Annotated in this window: 18 protein-coding genes; 12 read left to right on the top strand and 6 right to left on the bottom strand. The window is 68.8% G+C overall.

Annotation, left to right across the window (positions count from 1 at the left end; all coding sequences use genetic code 11):
* The first annotated feature begins 16 nt into the window (after positions 1-16).
* The 9 genes from mdcA to A3OK_RS0104360 all read left to right on the top strand — a co-directional run bounded on the left by mdcA (position 17) and on the right by A3OK_RS0104360 (position 7,210).
* Positions 17-1,663 carry a malonate decarboxylase subunit alpha gene (mdcA, locus tag A3OK_RS0104400; protein WP_019903720.1) on the top strand — a complete coding sequence of 549 codons (1,647 nt, stop codon included), beginning with the start codon at positions 17-19 and terminating at the stop codon, positions 1,661-1,663.
* A gap of 14 nt (positions 1,664-1,677) precedes the next feature.
* Positions 1,678-1,989, top strand: coding sequence for a malonate decarboxylase acyl carrier protein (mdcC, locus tag A3OK_RS0104395; RefSeq protein WP_019903719.1), 312 nt, complete (start codon positions 1,678-1,680; stop codon positions 1,987-1,989).
* Entirely contained in the window at positions 1,989-2,921 is a 933-nt protein-coding gene (locus A3OK_RS0104390; protein WP_019903718.1) for a biotin-independent malonate decarboxylase subunit beta, read from the top strand. The genes mdcC and A3OK_RS0104390 overlap by 1 nt, the downstream gene beginning before the upstream one ends.
* On the top strand, positions 2,908-3,639 hold the full coding sequence (locus A3OK_RS24520) for a biotin-independent malonate decarboxylase subunit gamma (RefSeq protein WP_019903717.1): 732 nt from the start codon (positions 2,908-2,910) through the stop codon (positions 3,637-3,639). The genes A3OK_RS0104390 and A3OK_RS24520 overlap by 14 nt, the downstream gene beginning before the upstream one ends.
* A complete protein-coding gene (gene mdcG / locus A3OK_RS0104380) occupies positions 3,632-4,303 on the top strand; it encodes a malonate decarboxylase holo-[acyl-carrier-protein] synthase (RefSeq protein ID WP_019903716.1) in 672 nt (223 codons plus the stop codon). The genes A3OK_RS24520 and mdcG overlap by 8 nt, the downstream gene beginning before the upstream one ends.
* Positions 4,300-5,187 carry a triphosphoribosyl-dephospho-CoA synthase MdcB gene (mdcB, locus tag A3OK_RS0104375; protein ID WP_019903715.1) on the top strand — a complete coding sequence of 296 codons (888 nt, stop codon included), beginning with the start codon at positions 4,300-4,302 and terminating at the stop codon, positions 5,185-5,187. The genes mdcG and mdcB overlap by 4 nt, the downstream gene beginning before the upstream one ends.
* Complete coding sequence (locus A3OK_RS0104370; RefSeq protein ID WP_019903714.1) at positions 5,184-6,137, top strand: acyltransferase domain-containing protein; 954 nt, start codon at positions 5,184-5,186, stop codon at positions 6,135-6,137. The genes mdcB and A3OK_RS0104370 overlap by 4 nt, the downstream gene beginning before the upstream one ends.
* A gap of 84 nt (positions 6,138-6,221) precedes the next feature.
* Entirely contained in the window at positions 6,222-6,473 is a 252-nt protein-coding gene (locus A3OK_RS0104365) for a hypothetical protein (RefSeq protein ID WP_019903713.1), read from the top strand.
* Positions 6,474-6,763: 290 nt separating this feature from the next.
* On the top strand, positions 6,764-7,210 hold the full coding sequence (locus A3OK_RS0104360) for a GNAT family N-acetyltransferase (RefSeq protein ID WP_019903712.1): 447 nt from the start codon (positions 6,764-6,766) through the stop codon (positions 7,208-7,210).
* A gap of 30 nt (positions 7,211-7,240) precedes the next feature.
* Here A3OK_RS0104360 and A3OK_RS0104355 read toward each other — a convergent pair whose 3' ends face one another.
* The gene (locus A3OK_RS0104355; protein ID WP_019903711.1) at positions 7,241-7,678 is read right to left on the bottom strand and encodes an EamA family transporter; all 438 of its coding nucleotides are present in this window, start codon (positions 7,676-7,678) and stop codon (positions 7,241-7,243) included.
* Positions 7,679-7,895: 217 nt separating this feature from the next.
* On the opposite strand from A3OK_RS0104355, the gene A3OK_RS0104350 reads away from it, so the two are divergent.
* Positions 7,896-8,189, top strand: a complete 294-nt coding sequence (locus A3OK_RS0104350; protein ID WP_019903710.1) for a hypothetical protein — start codon at positions 7,896-7,898, stop codon at positions 8,187-8,189.
* Positions 8,190-8,237: 48 nt separating this feature from the next.
* Here A3OK_RS0104350 and A3OK_RS0104345 read toward each other — a convergent pair whose 3' ends face one another.
* Positions 8,238-9,464, bottom strand: coding sequence for a phosphatase domain-containing protein (locus tag A3OK_RS0104345; protein WP_019903709.1), 1,227 nt, complete (start codon positions 9,462-9,464; stop codon positions 8,238-8,240).
* A gap of 87 nt (positions 9,465-9,551) precedes the next feature.
* Positions 9,552-10,541: an Ldh family oxidoreductase gene (locus A3OK_RS0104340; protein ID WP_019903708.1), complete on the bottom strand. Its 990-nt coding sequence runs from the start codon at positions 10,539-10,541 to the stop codon at positions 9,552-9,554.
* 258 nt (positions 10,542-10,799) lie between these two features.
* Here A3OK_RS0104340 and A3OK_RS0104335 point away from each other — a divergent pair, with 258 nt between their 5' ends.
* On the top strand, positions 10,800-11,102 hold the full coding sequence (locus A3OK_RS0104335) for a hypothetical protein (RefSeq protein ID WP_019903707.1): 303 nt from the start codon (positions 10,800-10,802) through the stop codon (positions 11,100-11,102).
* Positions 11,103-11,485: 383 nt separating this feature from the next.
* Positions 11,486-12,568, top strand: a complete 1,083-nt coding sequence (locus A3OK_RS0104330; RefSeq protein WP_019903706.1) for a DUF2778 domain-containing protein — start codon at positions 11,486-11,488, stop codon at positions 12,566-12,568.
* 18 nt (positions 12,569-12,586) lie between these two features.
* On the opposite strand, the gene A3OK_RS0104325 is transcribed toward A3OK_RS0104330, so the two are convergent.
* The 3 genes from A3OK_RS0104325 to A3OK_RS0104315 all read right to left on the bottom strand — a co-directional run bounded on the left by A3OK_RS0104325 (position 12,587) and on the right by A3OK_RS0104315 (position 15,036).
* On the bottom strand, positions 12,587-12,916 hold the full coding sequence (locus tag A3OK_RS0104325; protein ID WP_019903705.1) for a four-helix bundle copper-binding protein: 330 nt from the start codon (positions 12,914-12,916) through the stop codon (positions 12,587-12,589).
* Positions 12,917-13,191: 275 nt separating this feature from the next.
* The gene (locus A3OK_RS0104320) at positions 13,192-14,472 is read right to left on the bottom strand and encodes a D-serine ammonia-lyase (protein ID WP_019903704.1); all 1,281 of its coding nucleotides are present in this window, start codon (positions 14,470-14,472) and stop codon (positions 13,192-13,194) included.
* 87 nt (positions 14,473-14,559) lie between these two features.
* A complete protein-coding gene (locus tag A3OK_RS0104315; protein WP_026596926.1) occupies positions 14,560-15,036 on the bottom strand; it encodes an Lrp/AsnC family transcriptional regulator in 477 nt (158 codons plus the stop codon).
* Positions 15,037-15,059 lie beyond the last annotated feature (23 nt).

The raw sequence follows: 15,059 nt of genomic DNA, 5'->3' as shown, positions 1-15,059 counted from the left end.
ACGAAAGGCGGATCGGATGACCGATTGGCGAAAGCAGCGGACGGCCAGGGACGAGCGGATCGAGCGCGGTCGTGCCTTTGCGACGGGCAAGATCGTGGCGGCCGCGCAGGTGGTCGATTTGCTGGAGGCGGTTTTGCGCCCCGGCGACCGGGTCTGCCTCGAAGGCGACAACCAGAAGCAGGCCGATTGCCTCGCCAGGGGACTCAGCGCCTGCGACCCGGCGCGGGTCCATGACCTCCACATGGTCCAGTCGGGCATCGTACTGCCCGAGCATCTCGACATCTTCGAGCAGGGCATCGCCAAGCGCCTGGACTATTCGTATTCCGGGCCGCAGGGCGCGCGCATCGCCCGGATGCTCTATGGCGGGCAGATCGCGCTCGGGGCGGTGCACACCTATCTCGAGCTCTTCGCGCGCTACTTCATCGACCTGACGCCCAACGTCGCCCTCATCGCCGGCGTCTCGGCGGACCGCGACGGCAACCTCTATACCGGCCCCAATACCGAAGACACGCCGACGGTGGTGGAGGCGACCGCCTTCAAGAACGGCGTCGTGATCGCGCAGGTGAACGAGATCGTCGACCGGGTGCCCCGCGTCGACATCCCCGGCGACCGGGTGGATTTCGTGGTCGAGGCCGACAGGCCGTTCTACGTCGAGCCGCTCTTCACCCGCGACCCGGCGGCCGTCACCGAGACGCAGATCCTGATGGCCATGATGGCGATCAAGGGCATCTATGCCGAATACGGCATCCGCCGGCTCAACCACGGCATCGGCTTCGGGACCGCCGCCATCGAGCTGCTGCTGCCGACTTTCGCCGAGCGGCTCGGCCTCAAGGGCAAGATCGCCACGCATTGGGCGCTCAACCCGCATCCGAGCCTGATCCCGGCCATCGAATCGGGCTGGGTCGAGCAGATCCACTGCTTCGGCTCGGAAGTCGGGATGGATCGCTACATCCGTGAGCGGCCCGACGTGTTCTTCACCGGCTCCGACGGCTCGCTCCGGTCCAACCGGGCCTTCTGCCAGACGGCGGGGCTCTATGCCTGCGACCTGTTCATCGGCTCGACGCTGCAGATCGATCTCCAGGGCCATTCCTCCACCGTCACCACCAACCGGGTGGCCGGCTTCGGCGGCGCTCCGAACATGGGGTCCGATCCGCATGGAAGGCGCCACCCCTCCGACCCGTGGATGAAGGCCGGTGAGGAGGCCGGCGGCACCGGTGATCCCGCCCTGCGACGCGGCCGCAAGCTCGTGGTCCAGCTGGTCGAGACCTTCGGCGACAAGCTGGTGCCGGCCTTTGTGGAGCGGCTCGATGCCCTCGAACTGGCGAGGAAGCTCGATCTCGAACTCGCCCCCGTGATGGTCTACGCCGACGACGTGACCCACATCGTCACGGAAGAGGGCATCGCCAACCTGCTGCTGTGCCGGACGCTGGACGAGCGCGAGCAGGCGATCCGCGGGGTCGCCGGCTACACCGATGTCGGGCGCGGCCGAGACCATGCCATGGTCGAGTCCCTGCGGGCGCGAAAGATCATCCGCCGGCCGGAAGATCTCGGCATCGATCCTCTCGACGCCGACCGCTCGCTGCTGGCGGCGCGGTCGATCAAGGATCTCGTCCATTGGTCGGGCGGTCTCTATGAGCCGCCAGCCAAGTTCCGGAACTGGTGAGGGAGCGCCGTCCCATGGAAAAGCTGACTTTCCGCCACGCGACTACGAAGCCCCTGTCCGGGACGCGGCGCCAGGCGATCACCGGCGTGGTCGCTTCGGGCAATCTCGAAGTGCTGATGGAGCGCAGCCTCGCGGCCGATCAATGCACCGTCGAGATCGATACCGCGATCAACGGCTATAGCGACGTCTGGGAGGCCGTGGTCTCCGATTTCGTGGCGCGTCGCCAGCCCGGCGGTCTGCGCATCACCATCAACGATGGCGGGGCCCGGCCCGATACCGTCACCCTGCGCCTGCTCCAGGGCGCCCGCATGATGGAGACCGTGTGATGACGATGAATCCCGTCTCCCTCTCCGCCGATCCCCTCGATCAGAGCTGGTACGAGGCCAGCGCCCGCGGCCGCATCGACGCCCTCGTCGATCCCGGCACATTCGAGGAATTCATCGGCCCCGAACAGCGGGTGATGAGCCCGCACCTTCCCGCGTTCGAGCTGCCGCGTGCCTTCGACGATGGCATCGTCGTCGGACGCGGTCTCCTCGATGGCGCGACGATCCTCATCGCCGCCCAGGAGGGCCGCTTCATGGGCGGGGCCTTCGGCGAGATCCACGGCGCCAAGCTCGTCGGGCTGCTGAGGGCCGCGCTGGCGGTGAAACCTGTCGCCGTGCTGATCCTGTTCGATACCGGTGGGGTCCGGCTGCAGGAGGCCAATGCCGGCGAGACCGCCATCGCGGAGATCATGCGCGCCATCGTCGCGTTGCGCATGGCCGGCGTTCCGGTGATCGGGCTGATCGGCGGGCGCGCCGGCTGCTACGGTGGCGGCGGCCTCATCGCCGGCACCTGCTCGCGCCTCGTGGTCTCTGAAGTCGGCCGCATCAGCGTGTCCGGCCCCGAGGTCATCGAGACCAACAAGGGCGCGGAGGAATTCGATTCCCGCGACCGGGCGCTGGTCTGGCGCACCATGGGCGGCAAGCACCGGCGTCTCATCGGCGGTGCCGACGCCTTCGCGGACGATACGATCCGCGCGTTTCGCGACGCGGCACTCGGGCAGATCGGCAAAGCCCCCGCCTTCGACCTCGCCACTCTTGAGGCCGAACAGGCGCGCCTCGAAGCCCGCCTCGACCGGTTCGGCGATGCCCGGGACGCCACCGAGATCTGGGGCCGCCTCGGCGTGAACGACCCCGCCACCGTGCCGGGCCTCAACAGACACGCATTCGACGCCCTTCTCGCCCGCCTGCCGGAGGCGCCCCATGACGCTCGCTGAGATCCTGCATTCGCTGTTCCCGGACGGGCATGGCGTCGAGATCGCCGATGGCCTCGTCGGCGGCGACGGGCCTTTCGGGTCTGGTCGTCTCGCCGTGGTCGGGATCGACGGCAACACGCCGCTCGGGATCGAGGGAGCCTGCATCCTCTCCGGGCGGGTGCTCGATGTGGTGCGCCGGGGTGGTGAGACGCCGATCCTCGTCGCCATCGATTCCGACAGCCAGCGCATGAGCCGGCGAGACGAGTTGCTCGGCCTGAACGAGTATCTCGCTCATCTCGCCAAGGCGCTCCTGCTCGCCGATGCGAGCGGCCACCCCACGATCGGTCTCGTCTACGGCCATACGGCGGCCGGCGCCTTCATCGCCACCGCCCTTGCCACGCGGGTCCTCGCCGCCCTGCCCGGCGCCCATCCGAGCGTGATGGACCTGCCCTCGGTGGCGCGCGTCACCAAGCTGCCCCTCGAGCGGCTGGAGGAGATGGCGAAATCCACCTCCGTCTTCGCGCCCGGCCTCGACAACATGGTCGAGGCGGGAGCGGTCCATGCGGTGCTCGATCCATCCACACCGCTCGGTCCCCAGATCCAGGCCCTCATCGCCGCCAGTCCCGAGGTCGACCTCCGCGACGAACTCGGACACGCGCGCGGCGGGCGGCTCATGGCGCGCGACATCGCCGGGCGGGTGGTGCGGGCTGCGATCGGCGACGTGGCGCCCCGTGACTGAGGGCGAGGCGGCCGGTCTCGCCCGCCACGACCTTGTCCGCGTCGACCCTGAGGCCTGGGCGGACTGCCTTGCCGAGCGCCGGGATCTCGACGGCGTGCCGCACCTCGCCGACTGGGCTCGGCTCGGCCGGCCCGTCATCGTCCGCCGCCGCAATCCCGGTGAGCCAACGGACCATATCCCCGTCGGCCTCCCGCTGCCGCCGGCCGCCGGCAAGCGCCGGATCGGCCTCGCCCTGTCGGCCGCCGCCGCAAGCCGGCATCCGCCCATCAGCCTGGAGACGTCGCGCGAGGCTGCACCGCAGGCATGGCGGCCGGTCCTCGATGAACTGGTCGGTCTTGGGAGTGAGTACGGCCTCGTGCCGAACGTCTTCGGAAGTCTGCTGTGGCAGGCGCTGACCGATCTTCCCTATCTCGGACCCGGTTCCGACCTCGATCTGCTCTGGCCCGTTCCGGGCCGGGTCGATCGTCGCTTTCTGCGGACCCTCGCGAGGATCGACGCGGGCGCTGTCATGCGCCTCGACGGCGAGATCGTCCTGCCGGACGGGGCCGGCATCAACTGGCGCGAACTCCTCGACTCGCCGGAAGGCGGGACGGTCCTCTGCAAGGCGCGGGAGAACCTCGCCCTGCTCCCCGCCGGTCCGTTCCTGTCGCAGGCAACGTCATGAGCGCCCTCGCCCAACGTCATGGATGGGACGACCGGGCCCCGCTCATCGTCAGCGAGATCGCTCGCCTCGCCGTCGAGGCTCTGCGGCTCGAAGTCGATACCTATCCGAAGCCCGGCCTCGTCAGCCATGTGGATAGCGGCAGTCATGCGGACATGAATGCCGGCACCTTTCGCGCCAGTGCCCGTGCTCTCGCCCCCTTCTTCGACGAACTCGCTTGCGCCGGAGCCGCCGGGGCCGGGATGTCCGCCCTGCGCCGGATCGGCATCGAGGCCGAAACCGCCATGCGGCAGGCGACGGGTGGGGTGAACACTCATCGCGGCGCCATCTTCGGCCTCGGCCTTCTCACCTCCGCGGCAGGCGCTCTCTCCTCCGCCGCTCGCGCTTTTGCCGCCGGCACCTGTCGCCTGAGGCCGGGAGCGCTCGGCCGTCACGTGCGCGACCATCACGGTGCCGCGATCCTGGCCGGTCCGATCATGCTCCATGCCCCGGGCGCGGTGGCGCGAAGGCGTTATGGCGTCGGCGGTGCGCCGGCCGAGGCGGCCGCCGGCTTTCCGACCCTCTACGCGGTCGGGCTGCCCGCCCTGCATCGGGCACGGCAGCGTCGTCCGGGCGACGAGGAGGCCGCGCGGGTCGAGGCGTGCTTCACCCTGATCGCAGAGCTCGAGGATACCAACCTGCTCCATCGCGGCGGCGAGGCAGGCTATGCTTTCGCCCGCGCCTCGGCCGCCGCCTTCCTCGCGGATGGCGGCGTCGCGCGGACCGATTGGCGCGCGCGTGCGGAGGCGATCCACCATGACTTCGTCGCCCGCCGCCTCAGCCCCGGCGGAAGCGCCGACCTCCTCGCCATGACGCTGTTCGTCGATGCCCTGGAGGCAAGTCCATGACCCTCGCGATCCTGCTCTCGGGTCAGGGCGGCCAACATCCCGGCATGTTCGATCTCACGGCCGATCATCGCCCGGCGCAGGACATATTCGAGGCCGCGAAGCCGTTGCTCGGCGTCGACCCGCGCGACCTCGTCCGAACCGGCGGCCCGGCCCTGCACGAGAACCGAACCGGTCAGATCCTGTGCTGCGTCGCCGGCCTCGCCGCCTGGACATTGCTGCGGGACATGAATCCCGGCCGCATCGTCCTCGCCGGCTACAGCATCGGCGATCTCGCGGCCTGGGGCTGTGCCGGCCGGTTCTCGCCCTCCGCGATCTTCCATCTCGCCGCCGCGCGGGCGGAGGCGATGGATGCGGCCGCCGGGCCGGGCCATGGGCTTGCCGGAATCCGCGGCCTGTCGCGCGAGCGCGTCACGGCGATGATCGAGGACCATGGCTGCCATCTCGCCATCGTCAACGCGGCCGATAGCGTGGTCGCCGGCGGCACGGTGGCCGACCTCGAATTGCTGTGCGGCACGGCTCTCGCCGCCGGCGCGGCACGGGCCGTGGTGCTGCCGGTCCACACGCCATCGCATACGCCGCTGCTGGCGGCGGCGAGCCCGCGATTCCGTCAGGAACTGGCGCGGTCCGAAATCCTGACGCCCTCGCGCGGTGGCTCCTCGCCGCCTCCGCGCCTCCTCAGCGGTCTCGACGGTGCCCCGGTCTTCGATGCCGCGAAGGGGCTCGACAAACTCGCCTCGGCGCTCTCGCGGACCATCGATTGGGCGGCCTGTCTCGACGGTATCCGCGAGGCCGGTGCGCGGGCCGTCATCGAGCTCGGTCCCGGCCATGCTCTCGCGACCATGGCGCGCGAGGCGCTACCGGACGCTGCCGTTCATGCCGTCGCCGATTTCCGCTCCATCGCCGGAATCGAACACTGGCTCAGAGACAACGTCGAAACGGGCCGGTCCTGATCGGCGAAACTGTCCGTGCGGCCGGCTTCCCTCGTGAACCGGATCCCCAGCGGATGCGTTGGATGGCCAAGCGGAGGCTTGACCATGTCGAGACGGTTCCTTGGTGTCACGATCCTGCTCGCCGCCCTATTCTCGGCCGGCCCCGGCCTGGCCCAGAACATGGCGCTCACCCCGGTCGTGAAACCGTCGAGTCCCGGTCCGGCCGAGCCCGTCAAGCATCCCGATCCGCCGCCGCGCCCCCAGCTCCACGCGTTCGGGGGCGAGCTTCCCAATCAGCGGACCGGGCCGATGAGACCGCGCGTCGTGCGCGACATCTGCATCGGCTGCGACCGCTGACCCCTTTTGCTCGATCAGGCGAGTCGAGCGAACGTGATGAAGCCGGACATATTCCAGAAACGTAAGCGGACCAGTCAGGATCGCTGCGCTCCGATTGCCCCCAAGCGAGGCGTGGCGGGAGGACGGGGCCGCGTGCCGACGGCTCGCTGTCCCGTCCTCTTCCCTCACCCGCGCCGCTGGATCGTCAAAGGTCGCGGTGCCGCTTTGCCGCATCGGTCGTTCGAGGCAGGTCGTCTCCACTTTCCGGGCCGATAGGTTAAGGGGAGCGGGGACATCCTGCGGAGACGGGTTTGGCAAGCCGCTATGGGCTCGAAATCCGGGCCGCGACCGGGGCCGACGCCGGTGGCGTCGCTGCCCTGCTCCATGCGTCCGGCATTTCCCTTGCCGCCGGCGATCTCGCCGACCGGCTCGACGCCCTGCGTTCGGGGACCGGTACGGCCCTGATCGCCGTCGAGTGGGGACCGCCGAGCGGCCTCGTGATCCTCCACTGGTATCGTTCGCTGGCGGCTCAGCCCGTCGCACAGATCACCACCCTGCTCGTCGGCCCCGACGAGCGTCGCCGTGGGATCGGCCGGCTTTTGCTGAAGGCGGCGTCACAGGCCGCCAGGTCGGCGGGATGCGCGACCCTCGAACTCGGCGCCGCGCCCGATCACGATTCCATGCGGGCGTTCTGCGCCAGCACCGGGTTCGAGCCGTCCGGATCCCTCCTCGTTAGGCCGCTGCGCAAGCGACACTGATCCTTCGCTGGAGTGCCGCGATCGGGCGGGTCAGCCCCGGTAGGCGACGAGGATCGCGCCCGCGCAGATCAGAGCCACGCCCAGCCAGTTCGCGGCCGAGAGACGTTCGCCGAGGAAGGCTGCCGCGAACACCGCGACCAGAACGACGCTCAACTTGTCGATCGGCGCGACGCGGGCGGCGTCGCCGAGCTTCAGCGCCCGGAAATAACAGATCCAGGATCCCCCCGTGGCAAGGCCCGAGAGGACCAGAAAGACGTAGGACCGACCGGAGATCGCGTTGAGGGGTTGCCATTGCCCGGTGGCCACGAGGATGGCGCCGAGGGCGCAGAGGATCACGCAGGTTCTGATGAAGGTAGCGACATCGGAATTGACGTTCTCGATGCCGACTTTCGCGAAGATCGCGGTCAACGCCGCGAAGGCGGCCGAGAGTAAGGCCCAAAGCTGCCAGGATGCGGCCGGAGATGTCATGGTTCGCCCTCGCGATCGATTGCGCGGACCCTATGCAGCAAGGCCACGGGATCGGGAAGGATGTTCCGTCTAGGGGATCGATCCGGCCGTCGCCGGAGCAATGTGCCGCTGAGCGGATCGATGCCAAGGCTTAGGCTGCATCCGTCGGCATGGGAACCGCCACCGTCACTCCGCCATTCTTCCTCGGACCGTTCCCCACTTGGATGAGGAGTCCAAGATGACAAGTGCTCTACTTCGTGTCGCGCTCGCGTCGGGACTGATCCTCGGCCTTGCCGGTGCCGCCCAGGCACGCGGCGGCGGTGGTGGAGGTGGCGACGGGCTCTCGCCCTATTCGGCGCTCAGCGGCAACGACCGCTCGGCCGGCGTGAACAACGGCAATTACCGCGATCCTCGGCTCGACCCGTACCTGCGTACCTATGGCCGGCGCTACGTCGCGCCCCGCCCCTACGACGGCGCCGGCGAATATGGCTATCGGCCCTCGCGTCGGGGCTATTACGGCTACGAATACTGAGCGATCGAGTCCGCCCCGATCGTTGAGGCGATCCGTGAGGCGTCGGCTTCAGACCCGTGCCGTCGGATTCTTCGGGGCTTTGTCCGACGCGGCAAGAACCGTGGCGTTCTGGTCGCTCGGCTCGATGATGATCGGCTCGATGGCCTCCACCATGCCGTGCGTCCGGCATTCCGCGAGGATGGCCTTGGCCCCCTCCTCGCCGATCAGGCCGAGCGAGAGGGCATGATCGGCCATGACGGTGGTGTCGGCTGCGAGCACAAGGCTGCTTCCCGCCTGGAGGATCGCTTGCGACAGGCGCTCGATCTCGACGGCGCGGCACTGATCGCGCGAGACGTTGCGGATGTAGACCGCCAGCACCCGGCCGGGATTTTCGGACACGATCTTGGCGTAGACTTCCGGATCGTGCTGGCCGCTGTCGCCGATGAGCACGAAGGGCAGGTCGCCGTAGAGCGCGAGCATGTGCCGGATCAGGTCGCGCTTATGGTCCTCGGCCCTGCGCGGCAGCGGATGGCGCCAGGACAGGCCCCATTCGCGCAGGAACAGCACCGGACCCGCCGGAATTCCGTGCTGACGGAAGAACTCGCTGAGCATGTCGTAGATGCCCCAGGGTGCCCGTGAGACATAGAGCATCGGGTTCGACTGATCTCCGGGCGCGCCCGCATGAAGCGCACGGCACAGGGCCGCCGCTCCGGGGAAGGCGACGCGGTCCTCGGCATCCGCCACGAACAGCCGCCACAGCATCTTGAGCTTGTTGGCGACGCCGGTATGCATGATCGTGTCGTCGATATCGCTGATGACGACGAAGCGGCACCGGTCCGGCGGGATGAACACCCTCCCCTCCGCGTGGACCGGCGGATCGGCCGCGAGTTCGAGATCGACCGTGTGCCAGAGGACTTCACGGGCTGGCAGGCTCGGCGGCGCGAGGGTCACCCGGAAATAACCGTCGCTATCGGTGACCGCGACGGTCTCCGCACCCCCGAATCGCGCGACGATGGATGCGCCGGCGACCTTGCGCCGGCGGATGCGCCTGGCGATGTCGCGCAGATCCGCGGCGATGTCGTCGGTCTCGGCATTCGGGTCGGGACGCGCCTGCCGGAAGACGCGGCCGATCAGGAAGATCTCCCGCGCCGAGCCGTAGCCGCGATAGGCCTCCACCACCGTCCCGCGCGTGCCCTGCGCCTTGCGCACCGGCCGCGCGGCGAGCGCCAGCAGGCGCCCGGCCGCCTTGCGCCAGCGCGTCGTCGCTCGCCTTGGTGGCGGATGGGATGAGGTCATGGGGTGGCTCGGAGCGATACGATCGTGATCGCGGTCAAGCCGTTGTCCGGGCCGAAGGTTGCGCGGTGCGTCGCGGATCGAGCACCGTCACAGGCGCTCGATCTCGGCCAGCAGCGCATCGGAGATCGTGATCCCCTCCTCCGCCGCACGGGCGCGGGCGGCGAGGCGGCGCGTTCCGGGCAGCCGTGCGCCATCCTGTTCTTCGATCGACCTCGCCAGCACCGCGAAACGCGCGAGCGCATCGCCGGCGAAGGCGGTGGCGTCGATGGCGAGGATCAACTGGCCCGTCGCGGGCGGTTCGCCTTCCGCATCGAGGAAGGACGAGGCCTCGCCGGCAAAGCGCGCGCCGGTGAGGCCTGCCGCGAGCAGCTCGACCATGAGCGCGAGGGCGGTGCCCTTGGCATCGCCGAGCGGCACCATGGTGCCGGCGAGGGCGGCGGTGGGGTCGGTGGTGGGATCGCCGTTCGCGTCGAGGGCCCAGCCTTCGGGGATCGGCTCCCCGCGCTGCTTGGCGGCGATGATGTTGCCGCGCGCCACCTTCGACAGGGACAGGTCGACGATGATCGGCTCGGCACCCGGTAGCGGGCAGGCGAAAGCGATCGGGTTGGTGCCGAAGACCGGGCGCGTTCCGCCCCAGGGCGCCATGGAGGCCGGAGCGTTGGCGAACAGGATCGCGACGAGGCCAAGCTCGGCCAGCGCTTCCACCGGCCGACCCGCCGCTCCGCAATGATGCGACCGGCGTATGGCGGCGGCGGCGATCCCCTGCTCGCGTGCGATCTCGGGCAGGAGGGCGATGGCCGTGTCGAGGGCCGGATAGGCGAAGCCGTGGGCGGCATCGACGGCGAGGAGGCCGGGCTTCGGCCGCGCGCACGAGACGATGGCGTCGCCGACGACCTTTCCCACTCTCACCTGTTCGCCATAGGCGAGAAGTCGCATGAGCCCGTGGGTCCGCAGCCCGTCGGCCTCGGCGCCGACGAGGGCACGGGCGACGCTCTCCGCGTTGGCGGGCGCGGTTCCACAACGGATCAGGGTGTCGGTGGCGAGGTGATGGGCGGCGTCGAGGCGAAGGATCGGCATGGCTCGGCCTTGTGACAGCTTTTGGCAGCGTGTCGAGGAAGATCTCCCGACCGGCAGATTGCCACGCTGGTTCAGTCGCGGCCGGATGCAATCCGATGGAACGATGAAAAGTTAAAAACGAAAATCAAAGCTTGGCCATAGAAAAATGTCATCGTTCTTCGTATTCGCCGCCGTGGATAGGCCGATATATCTTTCGATGAACCTTACGGGCCTGGCCGAGTTGTTAAGTCAAACCCGCATGAACCGAGGAAATATATTATGGCAATCAAGACACTCGCCGTCGCTGCTGCTCTTACCGTCTCCCTGGCCGGTTCGGCTTTCGCGCAGACGGCCGCAGGCGGCGGCAGCGCCGAGGGCAACATGAACAGCCCGGGCAGCGTGAAGAGCAACACGGAGAAGGGGATGGAGCGCATGGACGGTTCGGCGTCGGGTACCGGGGCGAATACCACGGGATCGACCATGTCGCGGGACGTTCCTTCCAATGCGACGCCGGGTGCACCGGGCGGACCGAGCAGCGGCAATGCAGCCACCGGCAGCGGCGCGGCACCCAGCGGAAAGTAAGGGATTTCGAGGCTCCGGCCTCGACCGATAGGTTCGTTTCGATGACGACATCGCCCCGCGAGCCGCAAGGCTGGCGGGGCGTTTTCCTGTCCGGTCATGCGAACGATGCGAGGAGCATCGCAGTGACGGGATCGGGATTTCGCGACCGGCATGCAAGACGAAGCGGTGTGCAAGACGAAGCGGTGTGCAAGAGATCCGATCGAAAATCGTCGCCGCGATTTATCGACGATTAACCAACTTCGCGCTGAATGGGATCTATCAAAGTTGATGGTTCCCTAAACGGCAAATTCGATCGATGCGGCTTTCGCAAGGCTCCTCCGGGAGCTGGGTGAAACCTCACGGCGGCTGCGCGGGCGGGGCACGCGTATCCGAGTACAGCCCGCATGATCGACGATGCGTCCTCCTATCGCCGCCCCCGGCGCCGTCATCGGCCACACAGCCGCGTCCTGCTGAAGACCGCCATCGTCGTTCTCTTCGTGGCGACCTTTCCTCGGCTGACCGGACTGGAAGCACCGGTTCCCGCCGCGTCCGCCCAGCTCGCCGCCAGACAGGCAATGCCGGATGTGCCGACCTCTGGCGCGACCGGCACTTATGCCTGGATGCTCGACCCTTCCCCTGCGATGGGTGCCCGGACGCCGGAATGGCGCGCTTCCGCTCTGGAGCCCATGCAGATCGCGGCATTCGAGCCGCCGGCCGCACCGCCTGCCCGCATCGTCGCCGGGCTCGCACCCGGCGATGCGGTTCCGGCACCACGGCCGATCCAGCAGACCGCCCGCCTCATCCAGCCGATGCCTGCGCCGGTGCCGCGCCCCATCGAATTGCGGCCCCTCTCCCGCGATCCCCGCCTCGCCATGCGCCGGCCGTCGTCACGGAGCGTCGTCGCAGCCCGGCAGGACGTGGAGGCCGAGCGCTCGTTCTTCGAGACCGTGTTCGGCCAGCGAAATCCGGATCGAACCCCCGCCCTCGCCTACGCCTCCGCCGATACGGACGCCATTGACCTGTCTCAACGCCGGGTCCTGGACCGCGTACCCGCCACCGCGGGCGGCGGGACCGCGATCTACGACATCAGCACCAGCACGGTGACGCTGCCGAGCGGTGAGCAGTTGGAGGCGCATTCCGGCCTCGGTCAGCACATGGACAATCCGCGCTTCGTCCATGTCCGGATGCGCGGCGCGACGCCGCCCGGCACCTACGACCTGACGGAGCGCGAGGCCCTGTTCCACGGCGTGCGCGCGCTGCGGCTTAGCCCCGTCGGCGGCAGCGCGGCCATTCATGGCCGCGACGGCATCCTCGCCCATACCTACATGCTTGGCCCGAGCGGCGCCTCGAACGGATGCGTGGTGTTCCGGGACTACAACCGCTTCCTCCAGGCCTACCTGCGCGGCGACGTTCGTCGTCTCGTGGTGGTGGCAGGCCACAAGGGGGACGCACCGGCCTCGCTGACCGCGAAGCTGTTCGGTCGCTGAGCCTTCCTCGTCGCTCCGTCAGGCCGCCATGGCCCGGCACGATTCGGCGCAGCGGCGACATTCGGCGGCGCAGGTCTCCATGTCGCCCACTGCCTCGCAACTCTCCGCGCAGGCCTCGCAGATGTCGGCACAGGCCCGGCAGGTCTGCCGATGGTCCGGGACGCCGAGGAGCATCAGATGCGCCGAGGTCCGGCATATCTCGGCGCAGGCCAGCATGAGGCGGAAATGCTCCGGCTCGACATGTTTGCCGCCGGCCGGGAGGCAATGCTCCGAAGCCATGCCGAGGCAGGTTCGGTAGCAGTGCAGGCATTCGTCGATACAGGCCTGCCTATCGCGTGACGTCGTCATCGGCTTCCTTCGTTCGGACCCGTGCGTGGCGCCGCTCGAGCTCGTGAGCGCGAGCCATCGCACCGATGAGCAGGGTTGCGCCAGCCATCGCCGCTTCCGTCAGCGACGGGTCGGTCGGCGGTGTCGACCAACTTCGCTGACGGGCCGGGCCGCCGCAAGATCTTGCGTGACGAGTGGACCGCTGCGTGAGGGTGGACTTCCGCCCGAACCGATGGAAGCAGGTTGCGCGATCAACGCGGATATGGCCCGGAGCGCGGCCATATCCCTCGATCTCCCTATCCACGTGCCAGGGCGGCCTGGAACTCCGCCTCGGGCAACAGCGCACCGCCGGTGGTCCAGACCACATGCGTCGCCTGGTCCGTGCCGGTGGCGTCGAGATAGGGCCGTACCGCTGCAAAGCCCGCCGCCGCGGAGGGTTCGAGCCGCAGGCCCGGATCGGACCAGAGGCGTTTCACCCAGGCGAACAGGTCCGCGTCGGTCACGGTGACCACCGCCTCGATCAGGGGCCCCACGGTTGCCGCCACCAGCATCGAGGCGCCCGCTACCGCGAGCCCGTCGGCGGCGGTGCGGTTGTCGAGGCCGATCTCGTAGACGTCGACCTGTCGCGACAGGCCGGCGGCGAGCTGTACCAGCATGCAGGGGGAGGCCACCGGCTCGACGAAGATGCAGCGCACGGCATCGCCGAACAGCAGCTTCAGGCCGAGGGTGACGCCTCCGGGCGCGCCGCCGACGCCGCACGGCAGGTAGACGCAGAGCGGATGCGCGGCATCGGCCTTTATTCCGGCCTCATCGAGTTGACGCCGCAGGTCGAAGGCCGCCGCCGCATAGCCGAGGAACAGGTCGACCGAGCTCTCGTCGTCGACGAAATGAGCGTCGGCCCGGTCCTCGAAGGCCGAGCGCGCCGCAGCGACGGCGCTGCCGTAATCACCCTGATGCTCGACCACGCGGGCACCGATATCCCGCAGCCGCTGCTTCTTCCACGCCTTGGCGTCGTGGGACATGTGAACCTCGACGGAGAAGCCAAGCGCCCGCGCCATGACACCGACGCTGAAGCCGAGATTGCCGGTGCTGCCGACCGCCACCGTATGGGCCGCGAACGCGTCACGAACCTCTGCCTCTGCCAGCCGGGCATAGGAATCCTCCGGCCGCAGCAGGCCCTTTTCGAGGCCGAGGCGCTCGGCATGGACCAGCACCTCGTAGACCCCGCCCCGCGCCTTGATGCAGCCCGTGACCGGCAGGTCGTGATCGGCTTTCACCCAGACCGCGCCACCCTTCGGACCGGCGATGGACCGGGTCACATGGTCGGCGAGGGGCATCAGGACGGAGTCGATGCGCCCGGTTTCGAGATCGTCGAAGAGATATCGCAACAGCGGATCGAAACGGCGCCAGCGCGCCTCGGCCGCCTCCACATCGGCCAGCGAGAAGGCCAGCGTCGGCACGAACTCGGCAGCCGGCCGGAGGTCGGGATTGAGCCAGACGCCGGGCCGCCCCTCCCGCACGCTTGCAGGAATTGCGTCGAGGGAGCGTGCCAACGAGGTTTCGGCAGCCATGCTCATGCGCTCCGTTCTCCTGTGATCGCGATCCCCCGGGCGGCGGTGCGGCGCGCGATGGACCCGCGATAGGACCTTGCGCAAGGTGTGTCGTCAGAGATCCATCGGCGCATTGTCGACCACCTCCTTCATCACGAAGAACGTCCGCGTCTGGCGCACGCCGGGCAGCGCGATCAGGATGTTGCTGTGGAGCCGGTTGAAATCCGCCATGTCGCGCACGCGGATCTTGAGGAAATAGTCGAAATCGCCGGCCACGAGATGGCAGTCGAGCATCGTCGGCATCGCCTGGGCGGCGGCCTCGAAGGCGGCGAAGCTTTCCGGCGTCGAGCGGTCGAGCACCACCCCGACGATGACGAGCGAGCCGCGCCCGACCTTCTCCGGCGCGATCTGCGCATGGACGCCACGGATGTAGCCCTCGTCGAACATGCGCTGCGTCCGGCGGTGGCAGGTGGCCGCGCTGGTATTCACCCGCTTGGCGATCTCGGCATTGTTCATCCGTCCATCGGCCTGGAGCAGGCGCAGGATCTTCAGGTCGATCCGGTCCAAGGGATTCGGAGAGGCAGGCCGCATGGAAGATTCTCTCGTAGTCTCTC

Origin of the sequence: Methylobacterium sp. 77, assembly GCF_000372825.1 — a bacterium.
GTDB lineage: Bacteria > Pseudomonadota > Alphaproteobacteria > Rhizobiales > Beijerinckiaceae > Methylobacterium.
The sequence above is the reverse complement of the archived record's forward strand: the minus strand, read 5'-3'. Positions and strand labels throughout refer to the sequence as shown.

What these genes read in the sequence shown, in the direction of transcription:
- mdcA (WP_019903720.1), top strand. Translation starts at nt 17, where the DNA reads ATGACCGATTGGCGAAAGCAGCGGACGGCCAGGGACGAGCGGATCGAG.
- mdcC (WP_019903719.1), top strand. Translation starts at nt 1,678, where the DNA reads ATGGAAAAGCTGACTTTCCGCCACGCGACTACGAAGCCCCTGTCCGGG.
- A3OK_RS0104390 (WP_019903718.1), top strand. Translation starts at nt 1,989, where the DNA reads ATGACGATGAATCCCGTCTCCCTCTCCGCCGATCCCCTCGATCAGAGC.
- A3OK_RS24520 (WP_019903717.1), top strand. Translation starts at nt 2,908, where the DNA reads ATGACGCTCGCTGAGATCCTGCATTCGCTGTTCCCGGACGGGCATGGC.
- mdcB (WP_019903715.1), top strand. Translation starts at nt 4,300, where the DNA reads ATGAGCGCCCTCGCCCAACGTCATGGATGGGACGACCGGGCCCCGCTC.
- A3OK_RS0104370 (WP_019903714.1), top strand. Translation starts at nt 5,184, where the DNA reads ATGACCCTCGCGATCCTGCTCTCGGGTCAGGGCGGCCAACATCCCGGC.
- A3OK_RS0104365 (WP_019903713.1), top strand. Translation starts at nt 6,222, where the DNA reads ATGTCGAGACGGTTCCTTGGTGTCACGATCCTGCTCGCCGCCCTATTC.
- A3OK_RS0104355 (WP_019903711.1), bottom strand. Translation starts at nt 7,678, where the DNA reads ATGACATCTCCGGCCGCATCCTGGCAGCTTTGGGCCTTACTCTCGGCC.
- A3OK_RS0104350 (WP_019903710.1), top strand. Translation starts at nt 7,896, where the DNA reads ATGACAAGTGCTCTACTTCGTGTCGCGCTCGCGTCGGGACTGATCCTC.
- A3OK_RS0104345 (WP_019903709.1), bottom strand. Translation starts at nt 9,464, where the DNA reads ATGACCTCATCCCATCCGCCACCAAGGCGAGCGACGACGCGCTGGCGC.
- A3OK_RS0104340 (WP_019903708.1), bottom strand. Translation starts at nt 10,541, where the DNA reads ATGCCGATCCTTCGCCTCGACGCCGCCCATCACCTCGCCACCGACACC.
- A3OK_RS0104335 (WP_019903707.1), top strand. Translation starts at nt 10,800, where the DNA reads ATGGCAATCAAGACACTCGCCGTCGCTGCTGCTCTTACCGTCTCCCTG.
- A3OK_RS0104330 (WP_019903706.1), top strand. Translation starts at nt 11,486, where the DNA reads ATGATCGACGATGCGTCCTCCTATCGCCGCCCCCGGCGCCGTCATCGG.
- A3OK_RS0104325 (WP_019903705.1), bottom strand. Translation starts at nt 12,916, where the DNA reads ATGACGACGTCACGCGATAGGCAGGCCTGTATCGACGAATGCCTGCAC.
- A3OK_RS0104320 (WP_019903704.1), bottom strand. Translation starts at nt 14,472, where the DNA reads ATGAGCATGGCTGCCGAAACCTCGTTGGCACGCTCCCTCGACGCAATT.
- A3OK_RS0104315 (WP_026596926.1), bottom strand. Translation starts at nt 15,036, where the DNA reads ATGCGGCCTGCCTCTCCGAATCCCTTGGACCGGATCGACCTGAAGATC.